The organism is Pseudaminobacter sp. Soil_N_29 (genome assembly GCF_057656055.1).
On the sequence record NZ_JBDGLC010000004.1, the window covers coordinates 71849 to 91107 of the forward strand.

Sequence of the window (19259 nt, forward strand, 5' to 3'; positions counted from 1 at the left end):
TGCGCTGGTAAGGCCCAACCTTACGTCACGTCCTAGACGTGCGAATAGTGCGAGTTTCGGGAAAGAGTATGGCAGACAGAACCCAGCTGAAAGTCGCCGAAAACGACCAGTTGTCGAGCGACGACCCGTTCGCCGAATTGACGCGGATCATGGGATTTGATCCGCGGGAGTCTGGACGGTCGCAATCCGAAGCGGAGCAGGTGTCTGCAGAGGTTCTTGGCGACGATTTCGGCATCGATCTCGAGAAGGAATTGCTTGGCGCATTCTCGCTCGACGAAGCCGAGGACCAGGCGGACGCGTCGCACCATTTCGAGGCCGTGCCGCACGTAGAGACCCAGGAGGCGGCGCACGTCGCCTATGCGCCTACGTCGCCCGTGCAGGAGCAGGACGCCTACGCCTATTCCGTCGAGGAGACCCAGTACGATTTTGCGGAGCCGGAGCCTCGCTTCGAGCCCGCCGAGGTCGCTTCGGAGGCCTATCAGGTCGAGGTGCCCGGATACCGCGATCAGGTTTCCGGCTACGAAGCGGCAAGCTACACCGCCGCCAGCTATCAATACGAGCCGCAAGTAGCCGTTGAATATGAAGGCGGCATGGCGGATTTCGACCACCAGGTGGCTGCGGAGCTGGAAGGCAATCTCGCCACGCATGGCGAATGGTCACCGGACTTCGCCGAGGAGGATTTCTCCGCACCGAACCATGCGTCTTCTGAAGACGAGCGCTATCTTGAGGCGCCGCAGGAGCTAGTGGCCGGCTATGGCTATGCAGGCGAGGTGTCGGTCGCGGCGGAAGTTCACGCCGTATCCTACGACGCCGCTCAGCCCGTGGCGCTCGACGATGGCTTCGAGTTGAGCGAGGCTCACTGGTCGGTGGCCGAAGAGGTCGCGCCCTTCGCGGAAGAGCCGATCGAAGATCTATCCCCGGTTGAGCCGGTAGCTGCCTATCAGCCCGACTATGCCTGTCAGCCCGACTATGCCGTTCAGGCCCCTGCCGATCTGGCCACCTCGGCCAGCGTGGAGGACTTTGACGAGGATTTCGACGCCGCGCTGGCCGAAGTCGATATGGACTTCACCGCCGTTCCGTTGAAGTCGTTCCATCAGCCCGCTCCGGAGCAGCCGTCGTTCGCCGATGAGCCTCAGTTCGTGGCCGCTGCGCCGGAAGCGGCGGAGCCCAGCCTGGAAGACGAGCTGAACGCGCTTCTCGGCAACCTGTCGAGCCCGCACCAGCCAGCCATGGACGAGCCGGTGGCGGTCGAGGCTGTCGAAGAGCAGCCTGCCTATGACGCGTATGATGCCGAACCGGACTTCGATGTCGATCTGAACCTTTCCGACGAAGATTTTCTGACGGAGGCTGCTTCGCTTCAGTTCGATGAGCCTGCCGCTGCGCCGCAAGAGATGGCACCCGCTGCGGTCGCCAGGTCCGAATATGTCTATTCGCGTGGAAACTATCGCATCGAGACCAGCGAGCCCAGCTATGCTGCGCCGACGGAAGAGGCTTACACCGCCCCGGTGGCAGACGCCTATGTGCCCGAGCCGGAATCCGTCGATGCCGAGCCGGAGGTGAGCCTGGACTTCGATGACGACGCATTCAGCCAGGCGTTCGCCAACTCCTTCGAGGAACCTACTTCCGAAGATTATGGGGACGAGCAGCCGGCAGCGGAACAGTTTGAGGCCGAGGACGCCACGAGCGCGGCCAAGCCCGCCGATCCTTATGCCGAACTCGCCGCGCTGACGGCCTCGTTCTCGTCCGCCTCGGCGGCAACGCCGTCGTGGGACGAGGAGGTTTCGACCCCGGCGGAAGAGCCTGCAACGCACTATGGCGAGGCGGATGAGTTTGCGCCGGTCGAGTCCTCAGCGCCGGCATTCGAGGACGTTCCTGATATCGAGACGGTGGATGTGCCCGAACAGGCGGTCGCACTGGCCGATGACCTGGATCTTCCCGAGCTCGTATTCGAGGAAGACGTGCCTGCCGTTTCGAACTACGACGATCTGGACGCCGAGTTCGCCAACCTTCTCAATGACATGAGCTCGCCCGAACCGGCGACGAAGGCACCTGCCCAGCCGCCGGCCAAGTCGGAAGAGGAGTTCGCCGCCGACTTCGAGCGCGAGTTCCAGATCGAAAGCGAAGATTACGCTGCTGACAGCACCTATCCGGCCGCGGCTGCTGCCGCCGGTGTTGCGGCTGCGGCGGTTGCATCGGCAGCATATTCGCCGACCGCCAACAATGCCTATGCGATGGGCGACTTCTCGGATGCGGGACAAAACCGGTTCCAGTCCTCGTCCGACTATCTCAACTACGACGCCGATCTTGACGATGAAAGCGGCTCAGCTGCAGCGCAAGAGCGCAAGCAGCCTCAACGTCGTGGCGCGCTGCTGGCGGCGGTAATCGGTGGCGTCGTCGTTCTGGGCGGCGTCGGCGCCTATGCTCTTTCGGGCGGCGGTGCAGGCTCCGGAGCCCCGGCGATCATCAAGGCCGATGAAAGCCCGATCAAGATGCGTCCGGAAAATCCCGGTGGCACCTCGGTGCCGAACCAGGAGAGCAAGGTCTATGAGACCGTCGCCCGCAGCGACGCGGACTCGGAGCCGACGCAGCAGCGGCTTCTGACTACGGCAGAGCAGCCCATCGACATGGTTGCCCAGCAGGCTCCTCTGGACGAAGAGGAAACCTTCGTCGGCGAGGAACCGGCCGACCAGCCCGTCGGCAAGTCCGAGGACCGCATCACCCAGGTCATCGAGGATGCAGGCGCCGGCCAGAACATGGAAGTCGCCGCAGTGGCGCCGCGCAAGGTGCGCACCATGGTCGTCAGGCCCGACGGCACGCTGGTGCCGCGCGAGGAAGAGCCCGCTCCGGCGCCGGTGGTTGACCCGGCCCCGGCGGCTCCGGTTGGCGCGGCCGCAGAGGCCCCTGAGTCTCCTGCAGTGTCGGCTCCGGTCGCCGCCCCGGCCGTGCCCGAGCAGGAGCCGGCTGCCGCCGCGCAGGCCCCGACGGCACAGCCCTCGGCCACGCCGCAGACGGTCGCAGTCGCTCCGTCGCGCCCATCTGACCAGCCGGTGAATGTCGTCGGCGAGGTGAAGCCCGATCAGGTTGCCCTTAACGCCGCCAGCGCCGGGGAATGGGCGATGCAGATCGCCTCCCAGCCGACCGAGGCTGCCGCGCAGTCGTCCTATCAGGACCTGCTGCGCCGCTACGGCAACGTGCTGAACGGCCACCCGGCCAACATAGTCAAGGCCGAGATCGCCGGCAAGGGCACGTTCTACCGTGTCCGCGTACCGGCGGCGACCCGCAACGATGCGATCGCCCTGTGCGAAAGCTACAAGGCGGCCGGCGGCAATTGCTTCGTCTCGAAATAAGTCGATCCGCAGGTGGCGGGTCAGTGAAACAACAGACCGGCGCGAGACCTTCGCGCCGGTCTTTGCCATTCTGGAAAGGCTGGTAGCGCGTGCCCAGCCTGCGGATTTCCAGCTTCCTCGCGTTGATCTAGGCTGAAAGCCATGACCGAATCAAAATCCATGATCCTCGGCTGCGCCGGGAAAACGCTCACCCCGGATGAAATCCGCTTCTATGGCGACGAGCGCCCATGGGGCTTTATCCTGTTTGCCCGCAACATCGGCGAGCCGGAGCAGATCCGCGACCTGGTGGCCGCGATGCGCGACAGCGTCGGGCGGCCCGATGCCCCGGTCTTCATCGACCAGGAGGGCGGGCGCGTGCAGAGGTTGCGGCCGCCGATCGCGCCCAACTATCCGCCGGCTGGTGAAATCGGTGCGCTCTACAACGAGGACCGCGAGGCGGGCCTGCGGGCGGCCTGGCTGTTGTCGCGCCTGCATGCCTTCGATCTGCGCCGCTTCGGCATCGACGCCGACTGCCTGCCGGTGCTGGATGTGCCCATCGAGGGCGCGAGCGACGTCATCGGCAATCGTGCCTACGGCAAGGACCCGGAGACCGTCACCGCGCTCGGCAAGGCAGCAGCAGACGGGCTGCTGGCGGGCGGCGTGCTGCCGGTCATGAAACATATTCCCGGCCACGGAAGGGCATTTTCCGACACGCATTTCGAGCTGCCCACGGTGGATGCGCCGCTCGAGGATCTGCGTGCGCACGATTTCGCTCCATTCAAGGCGCTTGCGAACCTGCCCGCCGCCATGACCGCGCATGTCGTCTTCGCCGCGATTGACCCGGCAAATCCGGCCACGACTTCGGAGAAGGTCGTGCGCGAGATCGTTCGCGGCGAGATCGGCTTCGATGGGCTCCTGATCAGCGACGACACCTCCATGAAGGCGCTTTCTGGGGATTTCCCTTCCAAAGCCGCTTCCATCCTTGCGGCGGGGTGCGATCTCGTCCTTCACTGCAACGGCGTGATGGAGGAAATGGTGGGCATCGCATCGCGCACCACCCCGCTTCAGGGCAAGTCGCTTGAACGGGCAAAGCGTGCCCTTACATGCATCGAAAAGTGCGACACCGCCGACGAGGCGGCAATGCGTGCCGAGTTTGCAACCTATTTCGACGCCGTGGCCTGACGGTAGCGGCCGCCAGAGAAGGAGCCGGATTGGCGCAGACACAGGAGAGCAAGTCCCCCAAGGCCACGCCGATGGATCCCCTTTGGGCGGAGCAGGCGGAGGAGCGCGGCGTCAGCGAGCCTGCGCTGCAGATAGATATTGCCGGCTTCGAAGGCCCGCTCGATCTTCTCCTGCACCTTGCGCGCAACCAGAAAGTCGACCTGTCGCGCATCTCCATTCTTGCGCTCGCCGAGCAGTATCTTGCCTTCGTCGACAGCGCGCGCGCCATAAGGCTTGAGCTCGCCGCCGACTACCTCGTCATGGCCGCCTGGCTGGCATTCCTGAAGTCCAAGCTGCTCATTCCCAAGCAGGCCGGCGACGACGAGCAGAGCGGCGAGGAAATGGCCGCGGTGCTGCAATTCCGGCTCAAGCGGCTTGAGGCGATGCGCGATGCCGCCGCCAGGCTGGTCAACCGCAACAGGCTGGGGCGCGACGTCTTCGCCCGCGGCTGCCCGGAACTCGTGGTGGTGGAGAGGCGAAACGAATATTCCGCCTCCCTCTACGATCTCCTGACGGCATATGCGATCCAGCGCCAGCGGCAGGCGATCACCAATGTGCGCATCGCCAAGCGCGGCGTCTGGTCGTTGAAAGAAGCGCGCGACATCCTCACCCGCATGGTGGGCAGCTTCAAGGATTGGACCGCGCTCGACAAGTTCCTGATCGAATACATGACGACGCCGGAAGAACGCGCGACCGCGATTGCAAGCTCATTCGCCGCGACGCTGGAACTGGTGCGCGAAGGGCATCTGGAAGTCCGTCAACACGACGCCTTCGCGCCGCTCTATCTGCGCAGCCGCACGGATGCCGCAAATCCAGCTGAAGGTGCGTCATGAGCGAAAGCAGCGCCAATGCTACAGTAATTCCCTTCGTCTCCGACGAAGCGGCCGGCGAACGCAAGGCCGCCGAGCGCCGCCATCTGGCAGAGGTGGTGCGCATGGCGGAAGCGATCGTGTTCGCCAGTGCCGAGCCGGTCAGCGAAAAGGCCCTGGCTGCCCGCCTGCCGGAGGGCGTGGACATAGCGGCCACCATGATCGAACTGCAGAAGATCTACGCGCAGCGCGGCGTCAACCTCGTGCGGGTGGCGGACTCCTGGGCGTTCCGCACTGCCGGTGATCTCGCATTCCTGATGAGCCGGGACGCGGTGCAGCAGAAGAAGCTGTCGCGGGCCGCCCTCGAAGTGCTGGCCATCATAGCTTATCATCAGCCTGTAACGCGTGCCGAGATCGAGGATATTCGCGGCGTGGAGACCTCGAAGGGCACTCTGGACACGCTGCTCGAAACAGAGTGGGTGCGCATGCGCGGTCGGCGGCGCACGCCGGGACGGCCTGTGACCTACGGCACCACCGACAACTTCCTTGACCACTTCGCGCTCGAGGACATCCGCGATCTGCCCGGCATCGAGGAGTTGAAGGGGGCAGGGCTGTTGTCGGCCCGCATGCCGTCCAACTTCTCGATCCCGATTCCCCCTTCGGACCTCGACCTGCTCACTGATGACGAAGATCCGCTGACGGATATCGACTTCGAGGAACTCGGCCTGTTGACACCTCGGGCAGTAGATGATTGAGCAGGGAATGACAGTGCCAAAGGCTGTATTCACGTGAAGCTTGAGAATACGCAGACGGCGAGCCGGGTGACCGCGGGCGTCACCTTTGCTGCGCGCCTCGCGTTCGAAAACATCTGCCATTCCTTCGGCCCCGATGCCGAGACGCTGCGGGACGTGTCGTTGATCGCCGAGCCGGGCGAGGTGCTGTGCCTTCTGGGGCCCTCTGGCTCGGGCAAGACCACGCTGCTGCGCATTGCGGCCGGCATCGAGGCGCAGTCTACCGGCCGTGTGCTTCTCAACGATCGCGAAATCGCCGGTCCCAGCGTGTTCCTGCCTCCGGAGAAGCGTTCGATCGGCCTGGTATTCCAGGACTTCGCGCTGTTTCCCCATCTCACCATCCTCGACAATGTTCGCTTTGGCCTGACCGCCTTGTCGGCGGAAGAGGGGCGCCGCGAGGCGATGATCGCGCTGTCGCGGGTCGGCCTTGCGGATTATGCCGCATCCTATCCCCACGCGCTTTCGGGCGGGCAGCAGCAGCGCGTGGCGCTGGCCCGCGCGCTCGCGCCGCGTCCGGCGGTGCTGCTGATGGACGAGCCTTTTTCAGGCCTCGATTCTCGCCTCAAGGACGCTGTGCGGGCCGAGACGCTTGCAATCCTGCGCGAGAGCCGCGCCACCGCAATCGTGGTCACCCACGACGCGGAGGAAGCCATGCGCATGGCCGACCGCATTGCGCTGCTGAAGGATGGCAGGCTGGTGCAGTCGGGCCGTGCCGAGGACCTCTATCTCAAGCCGGCCAGCCTGTTCGTCGCGGGTTTCTTCTCGGAGTTGAACGTCTTTCAGGGCCGAGTGAACGGGCGCTGCGTCGACACGCCGATCGGCCGGGTACCGGCGCCGGATCTGGCGGATGGTGCCGAGGCGACCGTAGCCGTGCGGCTCACCGGCTTCGATGTAAGCGAAACGGCGGGCGAAATCGAGGCAAGGATCCTTTCCCGACGCTTCCTCGGCGTCGTGGAATTGCTTGAACTTGCCGTTTCAGGCGCAGAGGCCCCGGTGCGGGCTCGAATACGCTGTGGGGCATTGTCTGCAAAAGCGCGTGACATCTGGCTTTCGCTGCGCAAGTCTGACGTACTTCTGTTTGAAACACAGCGTGAAAGCGCATAGATCAATCTCAGGAAATCGTTCGAGAGAGAGTTACCATGGGTTCCTTTTCGATTTGGCACTGGCTCATCGTGCTGGTAGTGGTGTTGCTGCTGTTTGGCCGTGGCAAGATCCCGGAACTGATGGGCGACATGGCCAAGGGCATCAAGAGCTTCAAGAAGGGCATGTCCGACGAGGATGCTGACGACGAGAAGGCCGTCGATGCCCGCACCGTGGAGCATCGTGCCGACGAAACCGTCCAGGCGAAGGAAAAGACCAGCAAGAGCTGAAGCGCTTTCCGCTAGTCGGGTTGAGTAACCATGTTTGATATCGGCTGGAGTGAGATGCTCGTGATCGCGATCGTCATGATCGTGGTCGTGGGGCCCAAGGACTTGCCGCGCATGCTGCGCACGTTCGGCAAGACGACGGCGAAATTGCGGACGATGGCCGGCGATTTCCAAAGACAGTTCAATGAGGCGCTCAAGGAAGCGGAACTCGACGACGTCAAGAAATCCGTCGATGCGCTTCGTAGCCTTAATCCGGCGACGGAAATCAAGAAGCAGCTCAACCCGTTCGAGCAGGCGGCCGCCGACGTTCGTTCCGGGCTGGATACCGCGCTGAAGCCGTCGCCTTCGCCGGTTCCGCCTGCTTCGGATGCCGCGCAGCCGGCCGAACCGCTGAAGACCGGCGCAGAGGCTGTGCCCGCACCGCCTGCCGAAGCGGCACCCACGGTGGCGCCGGCTGCGGCTGCGCCTCAGCCAGAGCCCGGCAAGAAGGCCGCGGAGGCTGCGACCGTGAAGGCGAAGAAGCCGGCGGCAGCGAAGGCCGCGGCTTCGGCTGCACCCAAGGCTGCGGCTTCGAAGCCCGCAGCCAAGGTGGCCACCAAGGCCACCACAAAGAAACCCACCAAGACTGCGGCCCCCGCCGACAAGGCAAAGGCCGCCGCCAGGAAAACCTCATCCGGAAGCGCCAAGTGAGCGAACAGGACGACGAAATCGAAAAGTCATCGGCCCCGCTGATCGAGCATCTGATCGAGCTGCGCAAGCGCCTGATCTGGTGTCTGGGCGGCTTCTTCGTGGCCTTTCTCGTCTGCTTTTTCTTTGCCAAGCAGATGTTCAACGTCCTGGTCATTCCGTTCAGATGGGCGACCGCATGGGCGGGCCTCGACACGCATAAGGTCGAGCTGATCTATACCGCTCCGCAGGAATTCTTCTTCACCCAGGTCAAGCTCGCCATGTTCGGCGGCCTTGTCATCGCTTTCCCGCTGATCGCGGCGCAGATCTACAAGTTCGTCGCCCCCGGCCTTTACCGGAACGAGCGGCGGGCATTTCTGCCGTTCCTGATCGCGTCGCCCATACTGTTCCTGATGGGCGCGGCGCTGGTCTATTTCTTCTTCACCCCGATGGTGATGTGGTTCTTCCTTGCCATGCAGCAGGTTGGAACCGACAGCGAGGTGCAGATCTCGCTGCTGCCGAAAGTTTCGGAATATCTCAGCCTTATCATGACGCTGATCATCTCGTTCGGCCTCGTGTTCCAGCTTCCGGTGGTCACATCGCTCATGGTGCGCGTGGGGCTCCTTTCGTCGCAGGCGCTCGCCGACAAGCGCAAATGGGCCATCGTTCTGGCCTTCGTGGTGGCCGCCGTGCTGACGCCGCCCGACCCGGTAAGCCAGATCGGCCTTGCCCTTCCCACCATCCTTCTTTACGAGATTTCCATCTGGGCCGCCCGGATGATCGAACGGAATCGCGAGCAGGAACGCGTGGCGCGTGAGAATGAGGAAGCCGCCGACGCAGTGACCGACAAGGCATCACTGCAAGGTTCAGGCGACAGCCCCGCCGCAAGCTGACCTTTCGATCCGCTGTCGCGGCCATGTTAACTCATACTGCGACCGGATCGTTACATGCTTGATATCAAATGGATTCGCGAGAACCCCAAGACCCTCGTTGAAGCGTTGGTGAAGCGCGGCCAGTCGTCGGAGGCCGCGCAGGCAACCGTGGACGACCTGCTGCTGAAAGACGAGATGCGCCGGGCGCATCTCGGCGAGTTGCAGGTCAAGCAGGAGCGCCGCAATGCCGCCTCCCGCGAGATCGGCAACGCCATGCGCAATGGCGACTCCGCTCTGGCCGAGCAGCTCAAGCTCGAAGTTGCCGACATCAAGGCCTTCATCCAGAACGGTGAGGCCCGCGAACGCGAGCTCGACAAGGCGCTTGACGATGCCCTGGCGGTCATTCCGAACATGCCGCTGGACGATGTGCCGGTCGGCGCGGACGAGCGCGATAATGTCGAGCTGCGCAAGGTCGGCGAGGTGAAACCGCGCCCGAATTGGGTAAGGGAACACTTCGACATCGGCGAAGCGCTTGGCCTGATGGATTTCGAGCGCGCCGCGAAGCTCTCCGGCAGCCGCTTCACCATTCTCAAGGGCCAGCTTGCCCGGCTCGAGCGCGCGCTCGGCCAGTTCATGATCAACATGCACACCACGGAGCACGGCTACACCGAGGTCCAGCCGCCGCTTCTGGTGCGCGACGAGGTGCTGTTCGGCACCAACCAGTTGCCCAAGTTCGAGGAAGACCTGTTCTTCACGCCGCACGGCGAAGGGCGTCTGGGCCTCATCCCCACCGCAGAAGTGCCGCTGACCAACCTGGTGCGCGAAGAAATCCTCCATCAGGAGCAGCTTCCTCTGCGCATGACGGCCTTGACGCCGTGCTTCCGCTCGGAGGCCGGGTCCGCCGGGCGCGACACCCGCGGCATGCTGCGGCAGCACCAGTTCTACAAAGTCGAGCTTGTCTCCATCACCGACGCCGACAGTTCCAACGCCGAGCATGAACGCATGACGCAGTGCGCGGAAGAGGTGCTGAAGCGCCTCGAACTGCCGTTCCGCACGATCGTCCTGTGCACCGGCGACATGGGTTTCGGCGCGCGCAAGACCTATGACATCGAAGTCTGGCTGCCTGGCCAGAACGCCTATCGCGAGATTTCTTCCTGCTCGGTCTGCGGCGACTTCCAGGCCCGGCGCATGGATGCGCGCTATCGCGTCAAGGACGACAAGAACCTCCGCTTCGTGCATACGCTGAACGGTTCCGGCACCGCCGTCGGCCGTGCGCTGATTGCCGTGCTGGAGAACTACCAGAACGAGGACGGCAGCGTAACAATTCCTGACGTTCTTCGTCCTTACATGGGCGGCGCGGAGAAGATCGAGGCAATCCGGTCCTGATGCGTATCCTCCTGACCAACGACGACGGCATCCACGCCGAAGGCCTTGCCTGTCTCGAGCGCATCGCCCGCACCATGTCGGACGATGTCTGGGTCGTTGCGCCTGAGACTGACCAGTCGGGCTTTGCGCATTCCCTGTCGATCTCGGAGCCGTTGCGTCTGCGCAAGATCGACGACCGCCACTATGCCGTTCGCGGCACGCCCACCGATTGTGTCATCATGGGCGTGCGCAAGGTGCTGCCCGAGCCGCCGGACCTCATCCTGTCGGGTGTGAATTCAGGGGCGAATCTTGCCGACGACGTGACCTATTCGGGCACTGTGGCGGGCGCCATGGAAGGAACGCTTCTCGGCATCCGCTCGATCGCGCTCAGCCAGGCCTATAATGTGGTCGACCAGGCCCGCATTGTTCCGTGGGAGACCGCCGAGACGCTTGCGCCTGCGCTGTTGGACAAGCTGCTGCAGATCGATCTTCCGAGCGGCGTGTTCCTGAACGTCAACTTCCCCAATTGCCGGCCGGAAGAGGTTGAAGCGCCGGTCGTGACGAGCCAGGGCAAGCTGGTGCACAGCCTTTGGATCGATGAACGCGCCGACGGCCGTGGCTTTCCCTACTACTGGCTGCGCTTCGGTCGCGAGGCGCCCGAGGTAAGGGAAGGCTCCGACATTCACGCGGTGAGAAACAAGCGCGTGTCCGTCACGCCGCTGAAGCTCGACCTTACCGCCCACGAGATCCGTGACCAGTTGACGAAGGCTTTGGGATGACCACTGCCAGCGAGGACCGCGAAGCTTTTGCCGCTTTCCTGTTGCGATTGCGCGGCCGCGGTATCGTGGCAAAAGACCTGATTACGGCCTTCGAGGCTACTCCCCGGCGCGCCTTCATCCCCGCGCAGTGGCAGAACATCGCCTGGTCGGACCGCATGCTTCCGATCGAATGCGGGGAGACCATGGAAGGCGCCGATCTCCAGGCGACGGTGATTTCGGCATTGGGCATAGAGCCGAACAGCCGCGTGCTCGAGATCGGCACCGGCTCCGGCTATACGGCCGCCGTCATGTCGCGGCTTGCGGCGCGGGTGGTTACCGTCGACCGCTACAAGACGCTGGTCGAGCAGGCTCGCCAGCGCTTCGAGGCGCTGGGCATCGACAATGTGTTCGTGCGGCAGACGGATGGTTCCAACGGCCTGCCGGGCGAGGGGCCATTCGACCGCATCGTGGTTTGGGCGGCCTTCGAAAGCTTGCCGCGCTACTTTGCCGACCAGCTCTCCAGTGGTGGCGCCATGGCGGTGCCGCTGGGACCTCCCGAGGGCGAGCAGGTGATGATCAAGCTGGGCAAGCTTGGCAGCCGATTCGAACAGGAAGACATCGGCGTCGTCCGCCTCCAGCCGATGGCCCGAGGCGTTGCGGCGGCGATCTGATCGCAATTCACGATCTCCAAAATCGCCAACGCTTCAAACGCGCAGCAGCCCGTTTTGCGCGGGTTTCTGGCCGGTGCTATCCGCATTCCGTCGCGGCACTGTCCAGGCAATGGGGTGTCAGATTGCGATGGCTTCGGCAAGGCCGGCCAATTCTTAACCGCCCGGTAAGATTAACGCGCTTTAATCATGCCGAAGTTTGGGTCGGGTATGCGGGTTATTGCGATGCGGTTCAGTATGTTAGCCAAGAATGAACGCGTTTTGGTGCGCAGTGCAGCGGTCCTCCTCCTGGCAGGCATGGCGACCGGCTGCAGTTCGCATGTGTCGCGCTTTGCAAGCGTCGACGACATTTTCACCGCCTCGACGCCGAATCAGCGGCAGATCATGAATCAAAACCAGCCGTATCCTGGCGACATGCAGGCTGCGCCGCTGGCCAGCGCAGAAACCGCTCCGGTTACCCGCAGCACCCTGACGCCGGTTTCGTCGCAGCCGCTTCCGCCGCCGGTCACCCAGCCGGCTGCTGCCACTGCTTCGGTCGCCCCGGCGAGCCAGCCTGTCATGCCGGGACCCGCCAGGGCGGCGGCTCCTGCCCCCGCCCCGCTGGCATCCGCCGCTCCCAAGCCAGAGATGCAGCCCAGCAAGGCGCAGGTGCTTTCAACCCCCGACGGTCAGGTCGCGATGCTGCCCCAGCCCGCCAAGGTGACGGCAAACCAGGGCGCGTCGAGCGCAGCAAGCGGATCATCATCCGGCACCTATACAGTGCAGGAAGGGGATACGCTCACCAAGATTTCCAGGAAGACCGGGGTCAGCGCCGCGGCACTCCAATCGGCCAACGGCTTGAGCGACGGCGTTGTCCGCATCGGCCAGACCTTGAAGATACCGGCCGGCGGCACCTCTGCCGTTGCGGCGGCAACACCCGAGCCTGTCGCAGTCAGCGCACCGGCCCCTGCCAAGGCGGCCGCGGAAGCCCCGAAAGTGGCGACCTATACGCCGCCCAAGAGCGAGAAGACGATCGAGCAGGCCGAACAGGTCGCGGCGATCGCTCCTGATTCGACAGGCATCGGCAAGATGCGTTGGCCCGTGCGCGGTCGCGTCATTTCCGGCTATGGCAAGGGCGGCGGCAAGGCCAATGACGGCATCGACATTCAGGTGCCGCAGGGTACGCCCGTCAAGGCGGCCGAGAACGGCGTGGTCATCTATGCCGGCGACGGGCTGAAGGAGTTCGGAAACACCGTCTTGGTGCGGCACGAGAACGGGCTGGTCACTGTCTATGGCCATGCCAGCGAACTCAAGGTTTCGCGGGGCCAGACCGTCAAGCGCGGTCAGGAAATCGCGCTCTCGGGCATGAGCGGAAACACCGACTCGCCGAGACTTCACTTCGAGGTTCGCAAGAACTCTACGCCGGTCAATCCGTCGACTTATCTCGAATAGAGCAGCGACCCGGATCGGTCAAAATGACGAACCCGCCCATTTGGGGCGGGTTTCTTTCTTGCAGGAAGGTTCGTGCTTCAAACGCCGGTCAGGCGCGAGGGCTATCAATCCTTCAGCGGCTGGCCCAAACGCCCAGCCAGATCCTGGATGAACTGCCAGGCGACGCGGCCCGAGCGGCTGCCCCGCGTGGTCGCCCACTCCAGCGCCTCGGCACGCAGCGTCTCGGGATCGATGTTCAGCCCGTGGTAGCGGACATAGCCGTCGACCATGTCGAGATACTCGTCCTGCGAACATTTGTGGAAGCCGAGCCAGAGGCCGAATCGGTCGGAAAGCGAAACCTTTTCCTCGACCGCTTCGGAGGGGTTGATGGCGGTCGACCGCTCGTTGTCGATCATGTCGCGCGGCAAAAGATGCCGCCGGTTCGAAGTCGCGTAGAAGATCACGTTGGCCGGCCGGCCCTCCACGCCGCCTTCCAGCGCGGCCTTCAGCGACTTGTAGGACGTGTCGTCATGATCGAACGAAAGATCGTCGCAGAAGAGGATGAAACGATGGGACGAGGCCTTCAGCTGCGCCATCAGCCTGGGCAGCGTGTCGATATCCTCGCGGTGGATCTCGATGAGCTTGAGCGGCGCTTCGCTCTTCCCGGAGGCGTTGATTGCGGCGTGGCTTGACTTGACCAGCGAGGACTTGCCCATGCCCCGCGCGCCCCACAGCAGCACGTTGTTGGCCGGAAGGCCGGCGGCAAACCGTTCCGTATTGTCCACCAGAATGTCGCGCACGCGGTCGACGCCCCGGATGAGGCCGATGTCGACGCGGTTGACGCGCTGGACAGGCTCCAGAAACCCGCGCTCGGCGTCCCAGACAAAGCAGTCTGCCGCGTCGAGGTCGCTCTGCGGCGTTTGCGCTGGCGCCAGGCGGCTGACTGCCTCGATCAGGAGGTCGAGCTTTCGGGTCAGTGCTTCGATGGTCTTGTCGCTCATCCTGTTTTCCGTATTCGAAAGCAAACGGTTGCCCAGTGCCTCTAACACGGTCGAACAGGCCGGGAAAGCAGGGGGGCACTGTGCCAACGCAGTTGCAAAGGTCGCTCCAGCCACTATATTCCGCGCAGCTTTCACCAGGGGGCTCGTTGCGAGCTATCCGTCCATTTCCAGGAGTTTTTGATGTTCGTGACACCGGCATACGCCCAAGGCACCACTGGCGCTTCCCCCGATATGCTTATCAGCGTCCTGCCGTTCGTCCTGATTTTCGTGATCATGTACTTCCTGATCATCCGGCCGCAGCGCCAGCAGCTCAAGAAGCGCGGCGAAATGCTGACGGCCATCCGGCGCGGCGATACGGTGGTGACCGGCGGCGGTCTCGTCGGCAAGGTCACCAAGGTGGTTGACGACAACGAACTGGAAGTCGATCTCGGCAACGGCCTGAAGGTCACCGCGCTGCGCTCGACCATCGCCGACGTGCGCGTCAAGGGCGAGCCGGTCGCCAACCAGAACGCCAAGAAGTAACCGCCTTCGGGCGGGCTCTTTCAGGAGCCGTTGAAAGACAGCCATGGCAGGGATCGAGATACGAGAGGCGCATTTTCCCGGTCGCGCCCCGATCGAGGCTTATGGCAATGGCGGCTTCCGCTTTGCCGACATGTCGCATCGCGGCTCCCTTCTGTGCCTGCCCTCAGGCATCTATGGATGGGAACCAGCTGACCCGCTGGCGCTCGTGGCCGAAGATTTCGCACGGGTGCTGGCGGAAGCAGCCGAAATCCAGATCCTGCTTGTCGGAACCGGCAGCGAGCTGCGCCCGCTGCCGAAGGCCTTGAGGGCGGCACTACGAGAACAGAAGATATCGGCCGACCCGATGTCGACCGGGGCGGCGGTGCGCACCTACAACGTGCTTCTGGCCGAAGACCGCGCCGTTGCCGCCGCACTGATTGCCGTCGACTGACATGGATGATCACGCCAAGATCGTGATGGAGGCGGTGCGGGCCGCCGACCGCGACCGCTATCTCAGCGCACTCTATGCGCCGGAGGACAAGCGGCCGGCGCTGTTCGCACTCTACGCCTTCAATGCCGAGATCGCCGCGGTCCGCGATCGCATCCGCGAAGCGCTCCCCGGCGAGGTGCGGCTGCAGTGGTGGCGCGACGTGATCGCCGCCGGAACCGCGCAGGCAGCCTCCGGCCATCCGGTTGCGGAAGCACTTGTCGCCTCGATCGACACCTACCGCCTGCCGCAGGCCGCCTTCCAGAACTATCTCGATGCGCGGATCGTCGATCTCTATGACGACCCGATGCCGTCGCGGAACGATCTCGAGGGCTATTGCGGCGAGACTGCGGGGGCGATCATCCAGCTGGCCTCGCTGGTGCTCGACCCATCCGCTGCGCCGGCCTTCGGCACCCTTGCCGGACATGCCGGCTGCGCCCAGGCCATAACCGGGCTGCTGCGATTGCTGCCGCTCCACCGGGCTCGCGGCCAATGCTTCGTGCCGCGTGAGATCCTCGCCGCTGTCGGCTCCTCGCCGGAAGAATTTGTCACCGGCGATGGCGGCGCAGGGATGGCAGGTGCCCTGGCGGCCATGATCGCGCTCGCGGAGGAGCATCTTTCCGCCTTCGACCGCGGCGCAGCCGAGATCCCTGTTTCCCTGCGGCCGGCCTATCTGCCCGTGGCCTTGACCCGCGCCTATCTCAACCGTCTGCGCAGGATGGGCGCCAAGGCGCTGACCGCCCACGCGGATGTATCTGCCTGGTACCGGCATGCGATCCTGTTTCGCCACGCCGCCCGCGGCTGGAAGCCGAATCATTTGACGTAAACGTAAGGCGTGCTACTTCTTGGCCGTTGCTGCCTGCCTGGAGGAGTGCAGGCGGCGGTCGGGTGGAGAACGGCTCATGAGCCTGCCTGTCCTCGTCGCCATCGTGGTCGTCGGGATCAGCCTTTGCGTCGTCGCGGTGCATCTCACCGGCGGCAGCAGATTGGCGACGCTCGAAGACGCCGACGATGCGGCTCGCCATTTTCACCAGGATTTTCCAGACGAGGCTATACGCACGGTTCGCCTCACCGCAGACCGGCGCACAGCCTTCATGGAACTCGACGGCGGCCGCACCGGCATCGTCCAGACATTCGGCGATCGTTTCCTGACGCGCATCATCACGCCGCCCGATGTTGCCAGGGCCTTGCTCGCGGGGCCTGGCGTGGTGTCGGTCCGCTTCAGGGATTTTACCTGGAGTGGCGGGAGATTCGTATTCGCCGAAGACCATGATGCAGGCGCTGTGCTGCAGGCGCTTCAGCTTGCCCGGCGCGACCGAGTGGAGGCATGACGATGGAAAGCTACGATTTCCCGCAGGTCACGCAGCTCGCGATACCTTTCTTTGTGGCCGCGATCCTGATCGAACTCTGGCTGGTGCGCACGGGCCGGGCAAAAGGTGCGTTCGAAACGCGCGACACCCTGACCAGCCTGATGATGGGCACCGGAAACGTCGTCGCCGGCCTGCTGCTCGGCGTGGTCTCCTATACCGCGCTGATGTGGGTGTGGCAGTTCCGCTTCTTCAATCTCGGCCTGTCGGTCTGGGTGTTCGTCGCCGCCTTCCTGCTCGATGACCTGCGCTACTACTGGTATCACCGCATCGCTCACCGCGTGCGCTGGGTGTGGGCCGAGCACGTCAATCATCATTCCAGCCAGCATTACAATCTGTCCACCGCACTGCGGCAGAGCTGGACCGGCCTGTTCACCGGCATGTTCGTGCTGCAGGTGCCGCTGGTGCTGCTGGGCTTCCACCCGGCGGTGATCGCTTTCGTTTTCGGCTTCAACCTGGTCTGGCAATTCTGGATCCACACCGAAGCCATCGGCCGGATGTGGAGATGGTTCGAGTTCATCTTCAACACCCCCTCGCACCACCGCGTCCATCACGCCACCAATCCGCGCTATCTCGACGCGAACTATGCCGGCACGCTGATCATCTGGGATCGCATGTTCGGAACCTTCGTGGAGGAACTGCCGGAGGACCAGCCGCGCTATGGCATCGTCAGGAACATCGGCACGTTCAACCCGGTGAAGGTGGCGTTCCATGAGTGGATCGGCATGTTCCGCGATGCGCTGGCGCCCGGGCTGACAATGCGGCAGCGCCTCGGCTACCTGTTCCAGCCGCCCGGCTGGAGCCACGACGGATCGCGCAAGACCTCGGAACATCTGAAGGCCGACTATGTGCGCCGTCATCCGGAGGAGGCGGGCAAGCCCGGGCTGCCCGGTGGCGTCGCGCCCGCCGAATGAAAACGCCCGCCAAAGGCGGGCGCGTTTCCAATTGACCGGGATTCGGTGAGGTGGCTGCTACTCGGCAGCCTGCGCCTCAGCCGGGATGCCCAGCCATGTCCGGCAGTCGGCGAGCGCGCGCGAAGTGATCGCATGGCGCTTGGCAACGATCTTGTCCTTGCCGCGCAGCCGCTTGCCTTCCACCTTCGGTGCCTCGACCGGCGGGAACAGGCCGAAATTCACGTTCATGGGCTGGAAGGAGCGCTTGCCCGGCTCGTCATCGGACACGATGTGCCCGCCCGTGATGTGGTTGAGCAGGGCTCCGAACGCAGTGGTGGCCGGCGGCGTCGCAATCTCGCCTCCGAGAATTTCGGCGGCTGCGAAGCGTCCGGCCAGCAGGCCTACGGCGGCCGATTCGACATAACCCTCGCAACCCGTGATCTGGCCGGCAAAGCGCAGGCCGGGGCGGCCCTTGAGTTGCAGCGTCGGGTCGAGCAGCGTCGGCGAGTTGATGTAGGTGTTGCGGTGCAGTCCGCCCAGGCGCGCGAAGTCGGCGTTCTCCAGGCCGGGGATCATGCGGAAGATGCGCGTCTGCTCGGCGTATTTCAGCTTCGTCTGGAAGCCGACCATGTTGTAGAGCGTGCCCAGCGCATTGTCCTGCCGGAGCTGGACGACGGCATAGGCCTTCACCGTCGGGTTGTGCGGGTTGGTCAGGCCCATCGGCTTCATCGGGCCGTGCCGCAGCGTCTCCACGCCGCGTTCGGCCATGATCTCGATGGGCAGGCAGCCGTCGAAATAGGGCGTGCCTTCCCACTGCTTGAACTCGGTCTTGCCGCCATCGATAAGCGCCTGCACGAAGGCCTCGTACTGCGCCTTGTCCATGGGGCAATTGATGTAGTCCTTGCCGGTGCCGCCGGGGCCGACCTTGTCGTAGCGCGACTGGAACCAGCAGGTGTTCATGTCGATCGTTTCGAAATAGATGATCGGGGCGATGGCGTCGAAGAAGGCAAGAGCATCGGCGCCGGTGCGCTCGGCGATGGCCTCAGCCAGAGACGGTGCGGTCAGCGGGCCGGTGGAGATGATCGCCTGCTCCCATTCTTCGGGTGGCAGGCCGGTGACTTCCTCGCGCTGGATGGTGATCAGAGGGTGGGCCTCGAGCGTGGCAGTGACAGCTGCGGAAAACCCGTCACGATCCACCGCGAGTGCGCCGCCGGCCGGCACCTGATGGGCATCGGCCGACCGCATGATCAGGGAGTCGGCGAGGCGCATCTCGGCGTGCAGCAGCCCCACCGCATTGGCCTGCGCGTCGTCGGAACGGAATGAGTTGGAGCAGACCAGCTCGGCCAGCGACTCGGTCTTGTGCGCGTCGGTGCCGCGCACCGGACGCATCTCGTGCAGGATGACGGGAACGCCGGCCTGCGCTGCCTGCCAGGCTGCTTCAGAGCCGGCGAGGCCGCCGCCGATGATGTGCAAGGGTTTGATTGTCATGTTCGGGAAATAGGCTGCTGGGCGAAGGAAATCAATCGGAACTGCCTCGTCCGTAAACGACAACACCCGCCGGGGGAGGAGGTCCGGCGGGTGTCGGTAGAGTGGTCAGCGATCGGGAGGAGGATGAACGCTGACCTTATTCATCGGAACCCGGGAGGAGGTAGGCGCCGACGAAATTCCTTTCGCCATTTTGAAGGGTGCGAAGGCCCTGGAAAGAACAGCACCCGCCGAGGGAGGAGGTTCGGCGGGTGCCGTTAGAGGCGGTCAGC

At 64.1% G+C, this 19259-nt stretch carries 19 protein-coding genes; 17 read left to right on the forward strand and 2 right to left on the reverse strand.

Annotated features, from left to right (window positions below; translation table 11 throughout):
- Positions 1 to 68: 68 nt before the first annotated feature.
- From AC3A4H_RS11085 to AC3A4H_RS11140, 12 genes are all read left to right on the forward strand, one after another.
- A complete protein-coding gene (locus AC3A4H_RS11085) occupies positions 69 to 3347 on the forward strand; it encodes an SPOR domain-containing protein (protein WP_487766749.1) in 3279 nt (1092 codons plus the stop codon).
- Positions 3348 to 3488: 141 nt separating this feature from the next.
- Positions 3489 to 4508 carry a beta-N-acetylhexosaminidase gene (nagZ, locus tag AC3A4H_RS11090; protein ID WP_487766750.1) on the forward strand — a complete coding sequence of 340 codons (1020 nt, stop codon included), beginning with the start codon at positions 3489 to 3491 and terminating at the stop codon, positions 4506 to 4508.
- Between the two features lie 71 nt (positions 4509 to 4579).
- On the forward strand, positions 4580 to 5380 hold the full coding sequence (locus tag AC3A4H_RS11095; protein WP_487766976.1) for a segregation and condensation protein A: 801 nt from the start codon (positions 4580 to 4582) through the stop codon (positions 5378 to 5380).
- Entirely contained in the window at positions 5377 to 6111 is a 735-nt protein-coding gene (scpB, locus tag AC3A4H_RS11100; protein ID WP_487766751.1) for an SMC-Scp complex subunit ScpB, read from the forward strand. Before AC3A4H_RS11095 ends, scpB begins: the two co-directional genes overlap by 4 nt.
- A gap of 33 nt (positions 6112 to 6144) precedes the next feature.
- The gene (locus tag AC3A4H_RS11105) at positions 6145 to 7251 is read left to right on the forward strand and encodes an ABC transporter ATP-binding protein (RefSeq protein ID WP_487766752.1); all 1107 of its coding nucleotides are present in this window, start codon (positions 6145 to 6147) and stop codon (positions 7249 to 7251) included.
- Between the two features lie 35 nt (positions 7252 to 7286).
- Positions 7287 to 7517, forward strand: a complete 231-nt coding sequence (locus AC3A4H_RS11110; RefSeq protein WP_348779266.1) for a twin-arginine translocase TatA/TatE family subunit — start codon at positions 7287 to 7289, stop codon at positions 7515 to 7517.
- Positions 7518 to 7547: 30 nt separating this feature from the next.
- Positions 7548 to 8204: a Sec-independent protein translocase protein TatB gene (tatB, locus tag AC3A4H_RS11115; protein ID WP_487766753.1), complete on the forward strand. Its 657-nt coding sequence runs from the start codon at positions 7548 to 7550 to the stop codon at positions 8202 to 8204.
- Positions 8201 to 9073, forward strand: coding sequence for a twin-arginine translocase subunit TatC (tatC, locus tag AC3A4H_RS11120; RefSeq protein WP_487766754.1), 873 nt, complete (start codon positions 8201 to 8203; stop codon positions 9071 to 9073). The genes tatB and tatC overlap by 4 nt, the downstream gene beginning before the upstream one ends.
- A gap of 54 nt (positions 9074 to 9127) precedes the next feature.
- Entirely contained in the window at positions 9128 to 10438 is a 1311-nt protein-coding gene (gene serS / locus AC3A4H_RS11125) for a serine--tRNA ligase (RefSeq protein ID WP_487766755.1), read from the forward strand.
- Positions 10438 to 11196 (forward strand): 5'/3'-nucleotidase SurE, encoded by a 759-nt coding sequence (gene surE, locus AC3A4H_RS11130; RefSeq protein WP_487766756.1) that lies wholly within the window; start codon positions 10438 to 10440, stop codon positions 11194 to 11196. Before serS ends, surE begins: the two co-directional genes overlap by 1 nt.
- The gene (locus AC3A4H_RS11135) at positions 11193 to 11846 is read left to right on the forward strand and encodes a protein-L-isoaspartate(D-aspartate) O-methyltransferase (RefSeq protein WP_348779271.1); all 654 of its coding nucleotides are present in this window, start codon (positions 11193 to 11195) and stop codon (positions 11844 to 11846) included. The genes surE and AC3A4H_RS11135 overlap by 4 nt, the downstream gene beginning before the upstream one ends.
- Positions 11847 to 12068: 222 nt before the next feature.
- Positions 12069 to 13274, forward strand: coding sequence for a peptidoglycan DD-metalloendopeptidase family protein (locus AC3A4H_RS11140; protein ID WP_487766757.1), 1206 nt, complete (start codon positions 12069 to 12071; stop codon positions 13272 to 13274).
- A 104-nt stretch (positions 13275 to 13378) separates the two neighbouring features.
- On the opposite strand, the gene AC3A4H_RS11145 is transcribed toward AC3A4H_RS11140, so the two are convergent.
- The gene (locus AC3A4H_RS11145; RefSeq protein WP_487766758.1) at positions 13379 to 14254 is read right to left on the reverse strand and encodes an ATP-binding protein; all 876 of its coding nucleotides are present in this window, start codon (positions 14252 to 14254) and stop codon (positions 13379 to 13381) included.
- A gap of 180 nt (positions 14255 to 14434) precedes the next feature.
- On the opposite strand from AC3A4H_RS11145, the gene yajC reads away from it, so the two are divergent.
- The 5 genes from yajC to AC3A4H_RS11170 all read left to right on the forward strand — a co-directional run bounded on the left by yajC (position 14435) and on the right by AC3A4H_RS11170 (position 17523).
- Positions 14435 to 14776, forward strand: coding sequence for a preprotein translocase subunit YajC (gene yajC, locus AC3A4H_RS11150; RefSeq protein WP_348779274.1), 342 nt, complete (start codon positions 14435 to 14437; stop codon positions 14774 to 14776).
- Positions 14777 to 14819: 43 nt separating this feature from the next.
- On the forward strand, positions 14820 to 15206 hold the full coding sequence (locus tag AC3A4H_RS11155; RefSeq protein ID WP_348779275.1) for an Mth938-like domain-containing protein: 387 nt from the start codon (positions 14820 to 14822) through the stop codon (positions 15204 to 15206).
- A gap of 1 nt (position 15207) precedes the next feature.
- Positions 15208 to 16068, forward strand: coding sequence for a phytoene/squalene synthase family protein (locus tag AC3A4H_RS11160; protein ID WP_487766759.1), 861 nt, complete (start codon positions 15208 to 15210; stop codon positions 16066 to 16068).
- A 76-nt stretch (positions 16069 to 16144) separates the two neighbouring features.
- Positions 16145 to 16573, forward strand: a complete 429-nt coding sequence (locus AC3A4H_RS11165) for a hypothetical protein (RefSeq protein ID WP_487766760.1) — start codon at positions 16145 to 16147, stop codon at positions 16571 to 16573.
- Positions 16574 to 16575: 2 nt separating this feature from the next.
- The gene (locus AC3A4H_RS11170; protein ID WP_487766761.1) at positions 16576 to 17523 is read left to right on the forward strand and encodes a sterol desaturase family protein; all 948 of its coding nucleotides are present in this window, start codon (positions 16576 to 16578) and stop codon (positions 17521 to 17523) included.
- A 57-nt stretch (positions 17524 to 17580) separates the two neighbouring features.
- Here AC3A4H_RS11170 and trmFO read toward each other — a convergent pair whose 3' ends face one another.
- A complete protein-coding gene (gene trmFO, locus AC3A4H_RS11175) occupies positions 17581 to 18990 on the reverse strand; it encodes a methylenetetrahydrofolate--tRNA-(uracil(54)-C(5))-methyltransferase (FADH(2)-oxidizing) TrmFO (protein ID WP_487766762.1) in 1410 nt (469 codons plus the stop codon).
- Positions 18991 to 19259: the final 269 nt, after the last annotated feature.